Origin of the sequence: Pseudomonas flavocrustae (assembly GCF_029872515.1) — a bacterium.
GTDB classification, from domain to species: Bacteria; Pseudomonadota; Gammaproteobacteria; order Pseudomonadales; family Pseudomonadaceae; genus Chryseomonas; species Chryseomonas aestiva.
In genome coordinates, this window is record NZ_JAPDIQ010000006.1 from 342,456 (window position 1) to 357,886 (window position 15,431).

A 15,431-nucleotide genomic window follows, 5' to 3' on the forward strand; every position below is an offset into this window, starting at 1 on the left:
CGTACGGAGGATCGATAAAACGCAAGTTGTCAGCTTTCGACCCAAAGCCGACATCGGGATCACACCGTGTAGGAGATTCTATGGTTCGCTTCAACTTCACTCAGGAGGAGCCGGCCTATTCTCCGCGATGGCGTCTTGCCTGACACACCGCGATGCAGGCTGGTAGATTCACCGCAAATGTTGCGGTCAACCATAGAATCTCCTATCGGCCGGCACTGCCTGTGAGATTAGCTCAAAGTCCACGCTTGAGTTGCTTGATTTGGCGGGTGACAATACGCATTGTGTATATGTCGACCGAGATCATCCCTAATGCCCCAACAAGTCTTTCTGCGCGATGCCATGCGTCGTCTGAACTTCACTCGTGATGCGCTCGCCCAGCGCATCGGCGTCTCACGGCGAGCACTGGACAGTTGGCTGCTGCCAGACGAGTCGCCGGAGATGCGCAAGATGCCAGAGATTGCCCAGCGGTTCGTCCTGGAAATCCTTAAAAGGACATCGATCGATACGCAGGATGTATACAATCATCCGACTGGTAATAGTGAATCGGGTCAGCACCTGTTGTCGGTGGACGGCTATACCCGAGATTCGGTAGAGGCGCTGTTGCGTGTCGCCGATATCATGCAGCCGGTTGCACGCCGACAGAAAACCACGCGCGTGCTGGAAGGCGCGGTGCTGGCCAATCTGTTTTTCGAGGCCAGCACCCGCACGCGCCTGAGTTTCAGCTCGGCCTTCGCCCGGCTGGGTGGGTCGGTGTGCGACACCACCGGCTTCACCTTTTCCTCGATGGCCAAGGGCGAGTCGATCCATGACACCAGTCGGGTCATCAGCGGCTACGCCGATGCCATTGTCGTGCGCCACCCGGAGCAGGGGGCGGTGGCTGAGTTTGCCCGTGCCACCCACGTGCCGGTGATCAATGCTGGCGACGGGCCAGGTGAACACCCCAGCCAGGCATTGCTTGATTTATACACTATCCAACGCGAATTCTCGCGCCTGGACAAGCTGGTCGATGGCGCCCATATCGCCTTTGTCGGTGACCTCAAATACGGCCGCACCGTGCACTCGCTGACCAAACTGCTGGCGTTGCACCGCAACTTGAGGGTCACCCTGATCTCGCCGCCGTCGCTGATGTTGCCTGAGCATCTGGTGGAGTACCTTGCGCGCAATGGTCACCACGTCGAACAGACCCACGACCTACCCGGTGGGTTGAAGGGCGCCGATGTGGTCTACGCCACCCGCATCCAGAAAGAGCGCTTTGCCCAGCAGGAAACGCTGGAGGGCTACAGCACCGACTTCCAGATCAACCAGGCCCTGGTCAACGCCACCTGCGGTGCCCACACCCTGATCATGCATCCGCTGCCACGGGACTCGCGCCCGGGCGCCAATGACCTGAGTGTCGACCTGAACTTTGACTCGCGGCTGGCCATCTTCAAACAGACGGATAACGGTATCGCCGTACGCATGGCCATCTTTGCCACACTGCTGGGCGTTCAGGACCAGGTCCAGCACTCATTGCGCGAGGTGGGGTGGCGGGTGCCGGTGTACCTAGGGCCGGAGGAAGAAGTGCCATATCGCGACCAATGACCTGCAAGCAGTGTGGAGCTGCCGTAAGCTGCAAAAAGGGTTGCAGGCCCTTCAGAAACTGGGGCGCGCTCCGCGCCATTGCAGCCTGACGGCAGCTCCAAGTTCGCGTATGTCTGCTCTTGGCCGCCAGCGGCCCTACGGCGATACGGTAGCTTAGGGTCGCTTCTGGCCGGATAGCGACGGCCCCGCAGCCGTCGCCAGGTCATGCGGCTATACCTCTGTCTGTTCGGCCATCTCCAGAGCGTCGTCTACCTCGATGCCAAGGTACCTGACAGTGCTTTCTAGCTTCGTATGGCCCAGTAGGAGCTGTACGGCCCTGAGGTTCTTTGTCCTGCGGTAGATCAGCGACGCCTTGGTTCGCCGCAGGGTATGGGTTCCGTACAAGGCTGGATCCAAACCAATCGCTGTCACCCAGGCTTTGACGATCCGTGCGTACTGCCGGGTGGAAATATGCTCGGAGTGGGCAAGTCTACTTGGGAACAGGAAGTTCTCGCTTCGAAGCTTGGCATGGCGTATCCAAGCCTCCACCGCTGAGCGTGTCTGCTCTGTGATCTCAAACTGCACCGGACGATGAGTTTTTAGCTGCATCACGATAGCTCTCGGTGAGACGTGCTCCCCGTGGGCTATGTCCCGCACGCGCAGCCTGGTGAGGTCGCAGGCGCGCAGCTTGCTATCGATTGCCAGGTCAAAAAGAGCCAAGTCCCTGGTTTTATCTGCAAGCTGCAGTCTAACGCGGATAGCCCAGATATCCCTAATCCGGAGCGGGGCTTTCTGACCAACGAGCTTTCCCTTATTCCAAGGCTCGTGGTTAACGACTGCTATCGCTTTCATGGCTTCTTCTCCTCATTAAGGGAGTACAAGCATGGGCCAGACCATGGGACGGAGCTATCCGACCCATCATCCGGCCGCCGAGGCGGAAACGGCCAGAGGCGGACGTCGACAAGGGACCGCTACCGACTCTTAACTGTCCTTTGCAGAGGGCAGCTAAGAGCTATTAGCAGATTTAGTACGGGACACGGATACTGTAGGCTCGGTCCGGTTGCCCGACAATGCTCGGGAACGCTCAATCCTTACCGGCTTTCCGCATGAAAATTGATCATCGCGTCTTTTTCACATTTGCAGGAAACTAAGGTATTGCCTGAACCTCGCCTTGGGCAAACCAGTTGCTCTCTTTGATTCGAGCTAGTGCCGCTGCAGGGTCGGACGACCAGAGCACAAGGGCAAGCGACTCCTGCGCGCGGCTGCAGGTTACGTAAAGTAGCCGCAAGGTGCGGTCGATAGTCGTCTCTTTGCCCTGCTCTACGTTCTCTTTATCCCGCTTGCTAAGCTCCACACCACCAAATATCTTGTCGTATGAAATAAGAAACCCTCCGGCAAGGGCGTCATCCATCACAACCATGACGTGTTCAAACTCGGAACCCTTGACCACCTGATGTGTTGCGAGAACTGAATTTCCTGCTATGTAAGTTCGGTACAGCCTGAGTTGCTTCCAAGGTGCAGCGAACAGCGCACACCAACCGCGACGCATCCTGGCCTGTTTGGACTCCTCCTCACCTCGGCCCGGCGCTTGAAGATTTGGCGACTTATCGGCATAAGCTTCCAAGAGGCGACGATCGATTTCAAATAAATTGGAGCTCAAGACCGGTGCGAGCACTTCCTCAACAGTTGAATTAGAATTGGCGCAGCAGGTGGCAAATGCGGTGATCGCCTTCATCATCTCCTCTACGCGACTCGCTCGAGCAGCAAATTCCTCCGGCATGTTGTCAAGGCTTCCATACCGGCGAAATACCTCTGTGGCTTTGAACTCGCTCACTTGACCATCGATACCTATGCACGCCTCTAATTGCGAAAGCTCGTTGAGGAGAACCTGTACGGCAGAAGGCCCCTTGTTATCACCATTACCAGAAGGCGCTGCGGCGTCAGGATCTAATAGGACCATTGCCTCATATACATCGAGAAACGAGCCGCGAGTGGCAACGAGCTTGTGCTCCAGCGCGAGCAATTGGTACTGACCTTGCTTCCACGCGACTGCTCCAGTAACTTCGTCCATCCGATCTGAGCACCACTGTTCACATAGCACTTTTTCCTCGGGAGAACGTGAGGTATCTCCCACGAAGAGCCGAACCAACCCTCCGGACTTTTCAGTTCTAGGATGCTGCTCTACGCCTTTTGGAGGCTGCGTCCTACCTTCAAGCTTAGCTTCCCAGACTTGGTTAATGAGCGTGACGATTCGACGCTGGCTACGATGGTTCATCTGCAACTCTGGCATTGCCCAGTTATGCGGGACAAGACTTGGAAGATCGGCGTGCCCGTGCGCATAAATGCGTTGTCGGTGATCACCCACCAGCCCAAGCGTCAAGCCCCTCCCTCCCTGCTCCGCAAGCCCCATCAAGGCGTCCAGCATGCCTTTCATTGTGTCCTGCGACTCGTCAATGAGAATTATGGGATGGCGATCTTTAAGAATGGTTTGGAGCGTAGGTTTATTTCGGAGTAGCCACGCTGTCGCGTCGAGGACGTGGTTGTGCAAAAGCGCGCCGGCGCCGTATGTGTTGCGATCGGGATGGTAGATGAACACCTTTATCGATCTAAAGGCCTCAATATCATCCTTGATTTCGTCAAGATCTCTTCGCTTTGCTGGTGTGATGCCTCTCGGCTTCGCTTGCGCCTCGGCGGTCTCTTTTGCGAGTTGAACCTCTTTTAAGGTAATAAGAGCCTCTCGAATATCATCATTGAATCCATTGATGAGTTCCCAGCAAAACGAGTGGATCGTCGATATACTTACTAAGTCGTTGTCGCCAAGGCGCCTGTTAATAACCGAGACGGCATTCTTTGTATATGTCACTACCCTAATCGAACGCCCGTACATTCGCAGGCGTCGTGCTAGCTGCTCGCCTTTATCGTGCTCTATGACGCCGGTAAGCCGCCGAAGAACTTCAACCAGAGTTCGCGTTTTACCGGAGCCGGCACCTGCAAAAAGGAAGTAGCTACGCGGCGGGTTTGCAGTTAGATAGCCGCAAATTTCCTCAACTACACCGGCGTCGCGGTCGTTGTCACCAACGATCGGAACCGCGGTCATGACATCATTTCCGGGATGGGGTCTAGCTGTGTTTGTAGCCATTCCAAGGCATCAGCAATGTACTTAGGGCAGGCAATGGGTTCGCCCGCCGCGACCATTTCAAAGATGCTTGCGGCGAAATCGCCTTTTTTGAACGATCCGTGCATGAGTTTATGCAGGGCTGCGAGCAAGTCCGAAATATCTTCATGATCGGTAACCCGTCGAGCTACAGAGCCAAGTGCGCCTTTTGGCGAAATTATTTTTTCGCCATCACCGTCAACCTTCTCGTCAAGAAGGCCCTTGAACCAAGGAATGTTCTTGAGAATAAGAGAGTCCTCAAAGGTACTAGGCCAATGGTCACCCGCTTCGGCCACGGGCAGTTGCCAAGCGAAACGCACTAGGCACTCAGCTACCTCTTTATAAACAAGCTGTACCTCGGCCGGGTTCTTGAAATCATCGAGCCGTTGCAATTTCGGGTGCCATCCACGCAGCGTCGGGTTTCCGCATTGCAGCCCGGCTTGGCCAGTATTGGCCACTGAAACTAGTGTTGTAGTCGGATCGCCATCCTTGGTTGGCTTGCCAGGTTTCTCTTCGACGGGGTCGACGTCGGTGATGATGACCGTGGGAATACGAAGTTTTTCCACGAGCGGCTTAAGCCGATGAGCGTGACTGCCGCCGATGTCCAAGAAGGACAGATAACGGCTATTCAGCATCTTGAAGTCCCGTTCGATGAAAAGCGGTACCAACATCCGCTCAGCAACGCCTTCAACGAAAATTGCAGCGTTGGCAAACAAAAGGTCAGTATGTTGAACGCGGAAATACCGCTCCGCGAACTGACGGGTCATTTTGTCATCACCGAAAACTTGCCCAAGATTGACCACCTCGGAGGTCGGCATGAGAAATTTTTCGCTCTTCGCTATGCGGCGGACGTACCGTAATCGGTCAAAACTCTCCGCATGCGCAAGATGGCTTGAATGAGTACTGATGATTAATTGACTTTTAAGCTCAGACGCGTCCTTGTCGCTAGGGCTGATAAGCTTGTGGGCTTTATTTGGGAAGACTCGCTGTACTTGAACGTGGAGATGCGCCTCAGGTTCCTCAATCAATACCAAGTGGACGGGAACCGGGGCACCCTTCTCAGGCTTGAGTCGGGCGGCTTTGAAAGAAACCAATTGGTAACTGAGGGATTGGAGATTTTGATATCCGAGCCCAATGGAGTATTCGGGAAGAAGCTCTTCCAATGAGTCCTTCTGCATGCTGTATTGAACGGCAGTCCCGTGGTCGAGCAAATCAGCTGTCTGTATGCGCGTACGGAAGCGAATTTCTTGGGGATCGTGCAATCCTGGATATCCGAGTTCTTTAACTTCTTCCACTGATGGTGCAATTGCTTCGTGAATCTTCTTGTCCAGCGCCTGCTGCGCCTCAGCAACCGCCTTAACAAGATCTGCGCGATGCCCATGACCTGTTGTAGCAACATTTAGATGCTGTCGAGTAAACTTGAGAAGTTGATTGGAAAACATGCCGACACGATGGGGTCCGGATGCGGACCGAGAATCAGCTTCCTCGCTGCCAAGACCCCGCTGCGCAGCAACAAAGTCAACGCGAATTAGTTTCTGTAAACTTTTTCGCTCAATTGGATTGGAATCGGGCGGCAGAGTCTGAGTCGTATAGGTTTTTAACCCTTCCAGTGGGTTGTTATCGGCATCCAGTTTGTATGCACGGACTTGCCCCAGTTTGTGCGGCTCGCGCAACCAAAAGTCAAGGAGATCAATGGGCCAGGCAAGCGAATCCGCCCCCATATCTTTCACAGGCAGTCGCGCCGTACGATATGCCCAAGCCAACTGCTTCAGCTCGTCAACGCATGCAGCCGGCTCCAAACGCAGCCGTATTCCAACGGCTCCGCCCTTCCAACTAAATTTTGAGAGAAACGGGGCGACATAGTGGAACATACCAGCTTTCGCATCGAACCAGAGGTCCAGCGTTGGCATAGCCGAGTGGATGATTCCAAGCTGCTCCTGCCATTGCTCTTCGGATCCAGCCATTGTCGACGGGTCCTCCTCTAGCACCTCCCAAGCCTTACCAAGAGCTCGTAGCTTTGGCCACTGCGAGAGACTGATATCGAAAGCACCAAACGGAGAACCATCTGAAAGGAAGTGGCGTAGAGCTGCAAGAATCGATGTTTTCCCGCTATTATTGGCACCGACAAGAATAGTAGTCTTCTTGTCGACATCGAGTTGGACCTTGCCAAGTCTGCGAAACTGACAGAGTTCAAGAAATCTAAGTGTGATGTTTCCGGATACAGGCGTGGTGACTACCGCTTCGGACATCGTGGTTCCTCTCAATCCTTGTGGGGCGTGCCAATTCAAAACAGCATATCTGATCGTCAGCTTTTTGCCCGGTTAGCGACGGTCTGACTTCGACCGTCGCTACGCAAGATCAAACCTCAGTCTGTTCCGCCATTTCTTTGGCGTCATCGACTTCAATCCCTAGGTATCGAACAATACTCTCCAGCTTCGTATGCGCCTGCGTACGTGTCGCAGATCCGGGACCGTGAGCTACAAACTCAATCGATGCCGCTGGCGATGGAGGTCATAGAACGTGTCTGGAGGAGCTAGCAACCGTTAGACCGGCGACGTTTTGCCAGCCGAACCGAGCGGCGTTTGTTTCGCCACAGACCCGGTACGTCGCGAAGCGGGGCGGTGCCAATGCGGAAGGACCAATAGGCCCAGCCGGTGGTAGTCATCAGGCCACGGCGCTGCTTGTTGTTCTCCTCCAGTAGAACAAGCTCCTTGATGTACCGGTAAAAACCGGCATCGCTGAGATAGTCGTCGTTGGCGCGCTCGACTGCTCTATGCCCCAATCCGGTCAACATATCGAGAATGCACGCGGCAGGCAGGACGCAGGTGGCTATAGGTACCACGATGATTTGGAACAATAGCGAGTAGGCGGAGGAGAAGTCCGACCAGAGTGTTGGAAGCGCAGGATAGAACGTTTCCTTGTCGATGAGGGCCACGACCACTGCCGCTATCACAGCGAGAAGTCCACCCAAGTACGTCGCGAAATTGCCTGCACTCGGGAGGCTGAAGAAGTGGCGTGTACGAAGGGTTGCGGGGCTACCGGCGCGTCGCTCAAGAGCCTGACGCCATTCCCATTGTTCGACGAGCTCTTTGGCCAGTTCGGCAAAGTCTTCACGGCCAGCGAAGTGCTCGGAGATCATTCGCCGCTTCGCTCGATCCGTTGCAGCAATTGCCTGCCGGATGCCCAAGATTCTCTTGCCAGGATGATTTCGGGCGAAGCGACGTCGGTCCACCTCGACCAGGATCTGGGCGAGGCCCAGCAGCATTGGTATCTCCCAGAAGAGTGTGTAGTAGGAAAGATTAGCGTAGGTCGGCAGTCGCAGATAAACGTGGTGGTAGAAGAAGAGCGCTATCGACAGGACGACAAGCAACATCGATGAGGAGAAGAGGATAAAGATTCGCGATCCCCAGACGAAGCGGGGTATGAGTCGGAATTCCCGTCGAAAGGTCTTAACGTGGTGGGCCACAGTCCGCATGGCTAGCTTCCCTGCTGTTGATCGCTGAAGATATTCCAGGGCAATACCTTGTCACCAGCGACGCTTGTCTGTCCGTGGCCATAGCCGCGACGACTGGCTACCTGTTCGCCGATAGGTATCGATCCGTTGCGGCCGGATCTGAGCTGGTGGGCCAATCGCCTCGGCTGGAACGGCGCCGACGCTGTCCACGCGGTTAAGCAGTACGCGGTAGGTGTTCCAGGACTTGAAGGACTAGACCTCGGCGTCACTGGCGATCTCTAGGTCTACAGCATCCTGCAGAGCGGCGACCTGGGTGTCGGCGTACTGCAGCAGCAGGGCGCGCGTGCGGGTGGCCACGTCGCTGGCTGCGGCCAGCTGGCCAGCCTCATCCAGCTACCACTGGCCACTCTCCCATGTGTCGAAGGCTGACTCCGGCGCAGTCAGGGTGTAATCCGCTGGCAGCGCTCCCAACAGCAACCAGGTGTGTGGCTTGCCGGTGCCCGTGTGGTAGACCGTGGCACTGCGGTGGTCAGCGAATCAAAGAAGGCGATGCCTACGGTGGCGGGAACAGCCTCCAGGCCTCCGCCGTAAGCCTCTCTAATGGCGTGTAGTGATGTCTGCCGGCCTGGAAACGCTGGCTGTAGCGTCCGGTGACCCGAGCAACAACGCCGCGTTCACCCGCTGGGTCGGCAACATAATTGGCGAGCGCGCTGGCACCATCGTTTTCTCCGGCATGACCGCGGCGCCTCTGGGTTGTCTAAAGGCCAATGGTGCCGCCGTCAACCGGACTACCTAAGCGACGCTCTTCGCTGCAATCGGCACCATCTTCGGCGCCGGCGACGGCTCCACCATCCTCAATCTGCCCGACGTCCGCGGCGAATTCATACACGGCTGGGACGACAGCCGCGGCGTGGATAGGGGAAGTGTGCCTGGTGGCACCCAGACCAGTCAGAACCTTCTACAGCGCCATAGCGCCACCGCCAGCACCGCGAGCGCTCGCAGCCACCAGAAGGTGCCGTTCCACTACGACAGCTCAGGCTCAGCCACACACTGTAGCTGCTGCCGCCAAGTTGCGCTGGTCACTGGACACGTTGAAGAACTTCCAATTTAGTTGCGTGCTAGCGCAGCCTGACGGTAACGGAAGGCGAGTGTCTGAACTTAGAGCAGCATAGTCACGTCACTGACTTCTGCGCCTATGCACCGGATGGCGCCCCCTACCCCAAAGATGGACTCAAACTCCACTTCGATTGAGTGGTTCTCCAATTGCCTGAAGATAATCGAATTAATGACGTTCTGGTGGTTGAAGTCTTTAAGAGATAGGAATTGCAGGTCAATAAATAGAAATTCGATCAGCACGCTTTTACAGCAAGCCATCTCGTACTCCGCTATGCCGGCCCCCACCTCGTCATACTGACAAACGTTTACGCAAAGGCGAGCGGAGGATTTTCCTACCTGGCCGGGCGCGGCGCGAGCCGCTGAAAACGAAATGACTTCAGCATCATGAAAACTAGGCCAGTAGCCCATCACTTCAGTCACTTTTTTGGCATTGCAGATATAGGTTGGGCATTCCACGCTGAGCTTTCCTATAGAAGCGGCGAGATTCAAGATCTGACCACATTACCACTTGGCGACGCTAACTTACCCTGATCCGGGTTAACGCAAGCGCGAAGGGCAATTCTGGCCGTAAACAGCCTGTCGAAACCGTCCGCTTTGGGTCGATTGCTGTAAGTGGCTATTTCAGGTTTTGGTCGCTTCATAATGTCGCGGCAATCCTGGAAATTGACGCAAGGCGCTCGTTAGCCGCCTCCTTGCGTTCTGAAAACCTGTGTCAGGGTGGAGGCCAGATATCAACCAGGAGCCTTACCATGAACACCGAGACCCTTCCCTCCCCTACCACCTCTACAGCACCGGGCACTGTCGTGCCGGGCCGCCTTGTCTTCCATCGCGACGAGCCATCCCGCTTCGGTGCCATCGAAGTAATGAGCCAGGATGGCCTGGCAAAGGGCCTGTCAATGAAGCAACAGCAGATCCTGCCGTTTGAGCCGGAGGCGCTCCTCACCGCTGCGCAGCTGGCCGACGTCATCATTGATCTCGCCGGCCAAGCGGCAACGCCTGCGAGCGCTGATCAGTTGGCGGCCTACGCTCGCACCCTGGCGGAGGCCTATGGTGCGCATAGCCAGGCGGGTGACATCGCCATCGGCGACTTCGCATTCTACCGCGAGGATCCAGAGGCATACGGGCCCCTCTCCATCCAGGCGGTCGCCTCGCAGATCACGGCCTACAGCAAGTACAAAGAGCTGGAGCTGGACTTCGACCAGGCGGACCTGAGCACCGCTGACCAGCTGGCTGAGGAGCTCATCAGCGCTCTCGCCATCGAAGACGCCAAACTGCGGCAGCTGAAGGTGTCAGCTCGCGCAAAAGCCCTGGCCGCGGCATTCGCCAGCTAGCCATTCCGGCCGACAACAGTCCCCGCCTCAGCAGGCCCTTCTCGCACGGGCCTGTCCTCTTGCTTACCCTCTCGCCGGCGCGCCCGGCGAGTTGTCTCGCACCCAGCTACCATCGTACGGTGCCGGGTCTCGCTATCGCGGATCTGCGTTCTGCAGGTAACCATCTAGCCACCGCAGCAGGATCCTGGGGTGCTCCCAGGCACTGGTTGGCAGCACCGGCTGCAGGAGGTCAGGCAGCGCGCGCAGTCGCTCAGCGTTGTTCTTCAGCGCCAGCCGCAGCCTCTCCGGATCGTCCCGTGCCGCCAACAGCCGGCAAACCTCCCGCCAGTTGATGGTGCCGCCCTGTTCCACCGGTGCCGGCCATCTGGTTGCCCAGGTGACACCCTGCTTATCCCTCACCATGGGCGCCAGGTCGTAGATTGGCGCCAGCGTACGCCCTCTCCGTCACGCCGGATGGCGCTATTCCGGCCGTGGTTGTCCGTGTTGCCCACCACCTGATTGAGCAGGTCCCGCAGCAGGTACTCATCGAGTAAGCCTGGAATAGCGGCGTCCTGGCCGGAAGCCCGCCACACCCTGACCAGGGCCTCAATAGCGTCGAGGGGCCCCAGGTAGCTCCCGGGCACCAGCGTATCCGTCAACGAATAGATCGACTCGACAGCGATCCGCTCAAGACCCGCGGCACCGTATTGGCGGTCGAAGCGCGGCGACCATAGGCTCGGCTGCCTACCTTCCTCGAGCATGAGCCCGTCAGCAGAGATCGTCTCCAGGCCCAGGCTATCCAGCGCCAGGTAGTACCGGTACTCGCTACGAAGTACGTCCTGGTCAGCCGCGCGCCCCTGGTTTCGGGGAAATTTGACGAGCTAATGCCGAGCTGCCAAGTCGTCAGCGAGCACCCCGTCCAGGTAAAGCTCGCCCTGATTGCACTGGGTCAGCAGCAGCTTCGGCGGATCACTCCCGGCGCCGGTGGCGCTGCCTAGGAGGGCACCTTGCGTATAGGCGTGAACAAGGAAGTCGGGGCCCTGATCGATGACCTGGTCTCGCCGGAATGCGATCGGCGCCAGCTGCTCGCCGATCGTTGCTGCTTCGCGGATCCGCAGCTGACTGATCGGGGCAAGGGTACAGCACGCTAGCAGTTCGAATGCCGGCCGGGTGGCTTGCCCGCTTACCAGCGCGAGACGGGGAAGTAGGAATCGACGCGCTCGAGCCGGTCGACGTTCCGAAGCTTGCCAGCCTGCTCCTGGCAGAGCGGGGCGTTACTGGGGAGTGATGTCCGGCGACTTATTGTTGGCCGGATCCTTGCCAAACAAGAACACCGAGGCTTCGGCTTCTAGGGCGTTTCGGCAGTCGGGCGTGGCCTCCTCCCTTGCATCATTCCGGCAGACCTCTACCCGCGCTTTGCGCTCACTGTCGTGGTCTCTGTACCACTGCTTGGTCTGCACGACCTTTTCATCTTTACAGCCTAGGAGGGCCAATCCTGCGAAAAACTGCCTTGTTCATGACATCTCGGATTTAAACGGTGGAAGCCCGATTATCCCCGGCACCTTTGCATACCGAACAGCATCTCGGTCCGGGAGTGTGTTGGCCGTCTAACTCTGGTCCAGATCGTTGCCCTCAGGGTCGTGGCGCCGCTACATGAATTCGGGCCATGTGTACGCCCCGCGCAACGATGCGCCAAGGGTTTGTTCGAGACAGAAGAAGGGATAACGCCTAGGGCTTGGCGCTGCACCATCACATCAGAGGCAGCTGCCGATTTGCATCCGCCTCTACTTGAAATGCACGAATCGCCTCGTCATCAGCGTCGCAACCGCGGCCCGTACCCAGCAGGCCAGCGAAATGTGACTTTAAAGCCTCTTCGCCCTGGGCACCCGGGGCGAGCTGGTCGATCGCACGCCAGGGCGCCAACCGATCGGGCGAGAGAAACCGATAGGGATCCGTCACCAACCCGCGCGCGAAACGGCCGGCCCTGAGCGGCATCAACGCCCGGCACTGCTCTTCGTCACCCAGCTCCTTGCCGAGGTCGAACACCTCGGCGATGCAGCACAGGCCGCATCCATTACACGGCTTGCCCTGCGGGGGCTTATCGAGCGAGACCAGATGGAGCAGATGCCAGACGGCGCCTACAGACTCGAGCTTATCCATCTACCCTCCCCTTCTCACCGGCGCGTCGTGAAAGAGCCCTGCTCAGCTTACCCGAGCGCAATTGGGTAACCGGCTCATCGATCGTCTGCAGGCTGCTACTGCGCATTATTTGCCACTTCGGCGCGCGGTACCGGCTTTTTTGCCTGACCGACCTTTTCCGTTTCGATTCTTCCGGCCCTTTTTGCCTGATTTACCCCATCCCGCGCCCCAGGGGTCGACCCGGATATCAGGGTACTGATCCTTGACCGCGTTCCAGCTCGCCTCACGCGCTGGCAGGGTGGCTTCGACATAGGGCTCCCAGCCGACCCAACTGATCGCATCCATCAGCTCTATGCACAGCTCACCCGCTTCGATCAGTGAAGGGACGCCGTGCTCGTCGACAATACGGGTGTCACCAAATGACCAGGTCTGCTCGTCGAGCTCGACCGCCATGAAGACTTCCCACTCGGTCGTATCGTTATCCGGGCCTGGGTAGGCCACCCTGGCCTCGCCGATCTGCAGCGGCCCGTACTGCGTCTGGAACGTCACCGTCACGTGGCCGCGGGCGTAGTGCAACCGCGGATTGCCGGTGCCTCGCGCCTTCTTGATCACTGACGCGACGCTCATCGGCGGCAGGTCTTTCTCCGGAGCGTGAGCAAGGTGCTCGAGTAACTCCACGAAATCGTCGTAACGGATATCCATCGTCTCAGGTCGATGAGGGGTACATCGATACCCTGGCACCTTTCCTGAGAACGCAAGCTTGATCCGGCATGTACGCAGACCTCGGAAAAGTTGCGTTCCTGGACAATGCGAGATCCTGCAGTGGTCCCCCCAACTACGGATCCAGCCATGTCTGTCGTCGCCCGTACCGCTGAAATCGATGCCCTCCCCCGCGCCACTATCAAGCGTAAGCCCCATCATACCCATCGCATCGAGGCCAAACCCGATAGGACCTTGGGTATAGCCAGAAGAGAAATTAAGTATTGTCGCCTGCCCCCATTCTTCAGTCTTCTTTTGACCGGCGCCACCCAACCCATGTTTGGGTTCGTTACTAAATATAGGTTTCACAAACTAATAGTTGCATGGCTGTCTTGCAGGAAGTTTGCAAACGCCACGTTCGCGGAGAGAAAAACACAAGCGCTGACACAGCAACGGATGCAAGCCACATTCATTATTTTCATTATTCTGCTCACAAGCTGACGTCAGCCGCGCAAATGACGGCCGAATCAGCTTATTGTTGTTATAGAAAAATAGCGGAACAACTCTACCGGCACGAAGGAAGGCGCCTATTGCCGGGATGAACTTCGATTTCTGAGGATCCTAAATTAGCCGTTTGCAGCGACCAATGCCTCAGCGCGCCGTTTTTTTCTTAGCACGGCTAAAACGGCAATAATCGTCATGGCGTTACCGATCATGAGATAGATTACTGGACTATTTGGATTGCCGGTATAATGAATCATCGCCGTGAAGATCACTTGCGCTGAGCCGCCGAAAATCGTCACACCCAGCGCGTATCCCAGTGAGTAAGCGCTGGCTCTCACTTTCTTCGGGAAACTGTCCGCGGCAACCAGCGCTGCCGTCCCGTAGGACATCAAATTCAGCGCCACCATTCCCATGATGGTTGCAAAAAAAATCACTTCGCTCTTACTGGCAGTCGCGTAGGCAAACGCCGGATATGCGACAACGATCAGTAAGAGACGTGGAATGACGTTGACCGCTCGGCGGCCAAACCGGTCTGCGATCCTACCACCGCAAACCGCGAACACCGCTCCCGTTGCACCCAGCAATACCGGCGCCAACATGGCAACACTTGGCGGAAGCTTTAAGGTAGAAATTGCGTAAGTCGTCATGTAACTGAAAAAGTACTGGTTTATCGCGATACCCGCGATGATAACCGTAGTTAAGAAAATTGGCATCTTGTACGTGCTTGCCAGTTCAGCCATCACTTCCTTATTGGAAGCATGAACGTCGACCTCTTCTACCGTTTCGTCTAGGTGTTTACGGATATACATGCCGACCGGGATGATTGCAACGCCAATAAAGAATGGGATCCGCCAGCCCCAAGATGCCAAGTCTTCCGCAGACATTGACTGAGCCAACAGGAAACCAATCAAACCTGACGCCATGAGCGCAATCGGCTGGCTGGCAATTTGCCAAGAGACCGCGGCTCCCTTTTTGTTAGCGGGCGCAGCTTCCATCATAATCGACACGGCCGCGCCGACCTCACCGCCAGCCGAGAATCCCTGAAGTAGGCGTGCCACAACCAGAAGGATGGGAGCCCATATGCCCAACGTAGCATAACCCGGCAAAGAACCGATCATTACCGTACCGAAACCCATCAACAAAATGGTTAGCCTTAAAGCGGCCTTGCGTCCTGCCCGATCAGCATAGGCTCCGATCATTAGGGCTCCCAACGGGCGCGCTAGGAACCCTACTCCAAAAGTGGCTATAGCGAGCAATAGCCCCATAAATTCGCTTTGCATCGGAAAAAACACCTTCGCGATGTAGGTCGCGAATAGTCCGTATACTGCGAAGTCATAAAATTCGAGGCCGTTACCAATTGCGCCTGCAAAAAGCGTCTTGCGGTAGTTTGAGGCAACAGTCTTGCTGGCTTGGGCTCTGCAAGCAGAGTTTTCACTAATCGTTTTCGTAGCGTCCATTTTGTTATTCTACCTTTTGTTTGTAAGCGAACTCTAAA

General features: G+C 56.7%; 14 protein-coding genes and 2 pseudogenes. 4 read left to right on the top strand and 12 right to left on the bottom strand.

Annotation, left to right across the window (positions count from 1 at the left end):
• Positions 1-309: 309 nt before the first annotated feature.
• The gene (locus tag OMP44_RS15670) at positions 310-1,581 is read left to right on the top strand and encodes an aspartate carbamoyltransferase (protein WP_280309549.1); all 1,272 of its coding nucleotides are present in this window, start codon (positions 310-312) and stop codon (positions 1,579-1,581) included.
• Between the two features lie 210 nt (positions 1,582-1,791).
• On the opposite strand, the gene OMP44_RS15675 is transcribed toward OMP44_RS15670, so the two are convergent.
• From OMP44_RS15675 to OMP44_RS15700, 5 genes are all read right to left on the bottom strand, one after another.
• Positions 1,792-2,412 carry a tyrosine-type recombinase/integrase gene (locus tag OMP44_RS15675; RefSeq protein WP_280309551.1) on the bottom strand — a complete coding sequence of 207 codons (621 nt, stop codon included), beginning with the start codon at positions 2,410-2,412 and terminating at the stop codon, positions 1,792-1,794.
• 295 nt (positions 2,413-2,707) lie between these two features.
• Positions 2,708-4,657 carry a UvrD-helicase domain-containing protein gene (locus OMP44_RS15680; RefSeq protein ID WP_280309553.1) on the bottom strand — a complete coding sequence of 650 codons (1,950 nt, stop codon included), beginning with the start codon at positions 4,655-4,657 and terminating at the stop codon, positions 2,708-2,710.
• On the bottom strand, positions 4,654-6,963 hold the full coding sequence (locus OMP44_RS15685; protein WP_280309554.1) for an AAA family ATPase: 2,310 nt from the start codon (positions 6,961-6,963) through the stop codon (positions 4,654-4,656). The genes OMP44_RS15680 and OMP44_RS15685 overlap by 4 nt, the downstream gene beginning before the upstream one ends.
• Positions 6,964-7,247: 284 nt before the next feature.
• Positions 7,248-8,189 (bottom strand): hypothetical protein, encoded by a 942-nt coding sequence (locus tag OMP44_RS15695; protein WP_280309556.1) that lies wholly within the window; start codon positions 8,187-8,189, stop codon positions 7,248-7,250.
• Positions 8,190-8,420: 231 nt separating this feature from the next.
• On the bottom strand, positions 8,421-8,561 hold the full coding sequence (locus OMP44_RS15700; protein WP_348529682.1) for a tail fiber assembly protein: 141 nt from the start codon (positions 8,559-8,561) through the stop codon (positions 8,421-8,423).
• A 430-nt stretch (positions 8,562-8,991) separates the two neighbouring features.
• Between OMP44_RS15700 and OMP44_RS15705 the strand changes: the two genes are divergently transcribed.
• Positions 8,992-9,279: a hypothetical protein gene (locus tag OMP44_RS15705; RefSeq protein WP_431312659.1), complete on the top strand. Its 288-nt coding sequence runs from the start codon at positions 8,992-8,994 to the stop codon at positions 9,277-9,279.
• A 47-nt stretch (positions 9,280-9,326) separates the two neighbouring features.
• On the opposite strand, the gene OMP44_RS15710 is transcribed toward OMP44_RS15705, so the two are convergent.
• Positions 9,327-9,773: an Imm50 family immunity protein gene (locus OMP44_RS15710; RefSeq protein ID WP_280309560.1), complete on the bottom strand. Its 447-nt coding sequence runs from the start codon at positions 9,771-9,773 to the stop codon at positions 9,327-9,329.
• A gap of 260 nt (positions 9,774-10,033) precedes the next feature.
• Here OMP44_RS15710 and OMP44_RS15715 point away from each other — a divergent pair, with 260 nt between their 5' ends.
• A complete protein-coding gene (locus tag OMP44_RS15715; RefSeq protein ID WP_280309562.1) occupies positions 10,034-10,615 on the top strand; it encodes a hypothetical protein in 582 nt (193 codons plus the stop codon).
• A 395-nt stretch (positions 10,616-11,010) separates the two neighbouring features.
• Here OMP44_RS15715 and OMP44_RS25080 read toward each other — a convergent pair.
• Positions 11,011-11,463, bottom strand: a pseudogene (locus tag OMP44_RS25080) (HipA domain-containing protein); the annotation flags it as partial.
• A gap of 138 nt (positions 11,464-11,601) precedes the next feature.
• Here OMP44_RS25080 and OMP44_RS15720 point away from each other — a divergent pair.
• Complete coding sequence (locus OMP44_RS15720; protein ID WP_280309563.1) at positions 11,602-11,745, top strand: hypothetical protein; 144 nt, start codon at positions 11,602-11,604, stop codon at positions 11,743-11,745.
• 123 nt (positions 11,746-11,868) lie between these two features.
• Here the strand turns inward: OMP44_RS15720 and OMP44_RS25085 are convergent, their stop codons facing one another.
• From OMP44_RS25085 to OMP44_RS15740, 5 genes and pseudogenes are all read right to left on the bottom strand, one after another.
• Positions 11,869-12,087: an EexN family lipoprotein gene (locus OMP44_RS25085; protein ID WP_431312653.1), complete on the bottom strand. Its 219-nt coding sequence runs from the start codon at positions 12,085-12,087 to the stop codon at positions 11,869-11,871.
• 256 nt (positions 12,088-12,343) lie between these two features.
• Positions 12,344-12,754, bottom strand: coding sequence for a hypothetical protein (locus tag OMP44_RS15725; protein ID WP_280309565.1), 411 nt, complete (start codon positions 12,752-12,754; stop codon positions 12,344-12,346).
• 105 nt (positions 12,755-12,859) lie between these two features.
• Positions 12,860-13,435 carry a hypothetical protein gene (locus tag OMP44_RS15730; RefSeq protein ID WP_280309631.1) on the bottom strand — a complete coding sequence of 192 codons (576 nt, stop codon included), beginning with the start codon at positions 13,433-13,435 and terminating at the stop codon, positions 12,860-12,862.
• A gap of 240 nt (positions 13,436-13,675) precedes the next feature.
• Positions 13,676-13,801: pseudogene (locus tag OMP44_RS15735) on the bottom strand (OprD family outer membrane porin); the annotation flags it as partial.
• A 257-nt stretch (positions 13,802-14,058) separates the two neighbouring features.
• Positions 14,059-15,393 carry an MFS transporter gene (locus OMP44_RS15740; protein WP_280309567.1) on the bottom strand — a complete coding sequence of 445 codons (1,335 nt, stop codon included), beginning with the start codon at positions 15,391-15,393 and terminating at the stop codon, positions 14,059-14,061.
• Positions 15,394-15,431: the final 38 nt, after the last annotated feature.

Bases quoted from the DNA above. Each gene is read 5' to 3' on its own strand.
- OMP44_RS15680 (WP_280309553.1), bottom strand. From the start codon at position 4,657: ATGACCGCGGTTCCGATCGTTGGTGACAACGACCGCGACGCCGGTGTA.
- OMP44_RS15670 (WP_280309549.1), top strand. From the start codon at position 310: ATGCCCCAACAAGTCTTTCTGCGCGATGCCATGCGTCGTCTGAACTTC.
- OMP44_RS15715 (WP_280309562.1), top strand. From the start codon at position 10,034: ATGAACACCGAGACCCTTCCCTCCCCTACCACCTCTACAGCACCGGGC.
- OMP44_RS15725 (WP_280309565.1), bottom strand. From the start codon at position 12,754: ATGGATAAGCTCGAGTCTGTAGGCGCCGTCTGGCATCTGCTCCATCTG.
- OMP44_RS15695 (WP_280309556.1), bottom strand. From the start codon at position 8,189: ATGCGGACTGTGGCCCACCACGTTAAGACCTTTCGACGGGAATTCCGA.
- OMP44_RS15685 (WP_280309554.1), bottom strand. From the start codon at position 6,963: ATGTCCGAAGCGGTAGTCACCACGCCTGTATCCGGAAACATCACACTT.
- OMP44_RS15740 (WP_280309567.1), bottom strand. From the start codon at position 15,393: ATGGACGCTACGAAAACGATTAGTGAAAACTCTGCTTGCAGAGCCCAA.
- OMP44_RS15675 (WP_280309551.1), bottom strand. From the start codon at position 2,412: ATGAAAGCGATAGCAGTCGTTAACCACGAGCCTTGGAATAAGGGAAAG.
- OMP44_RS15730 (WP_280309631.1), bottom strand. From the start codon at position 13,435: ATGGATATCCGTTACGACGATTTCGTGGAGTTACTCGAGCACCTTGCT.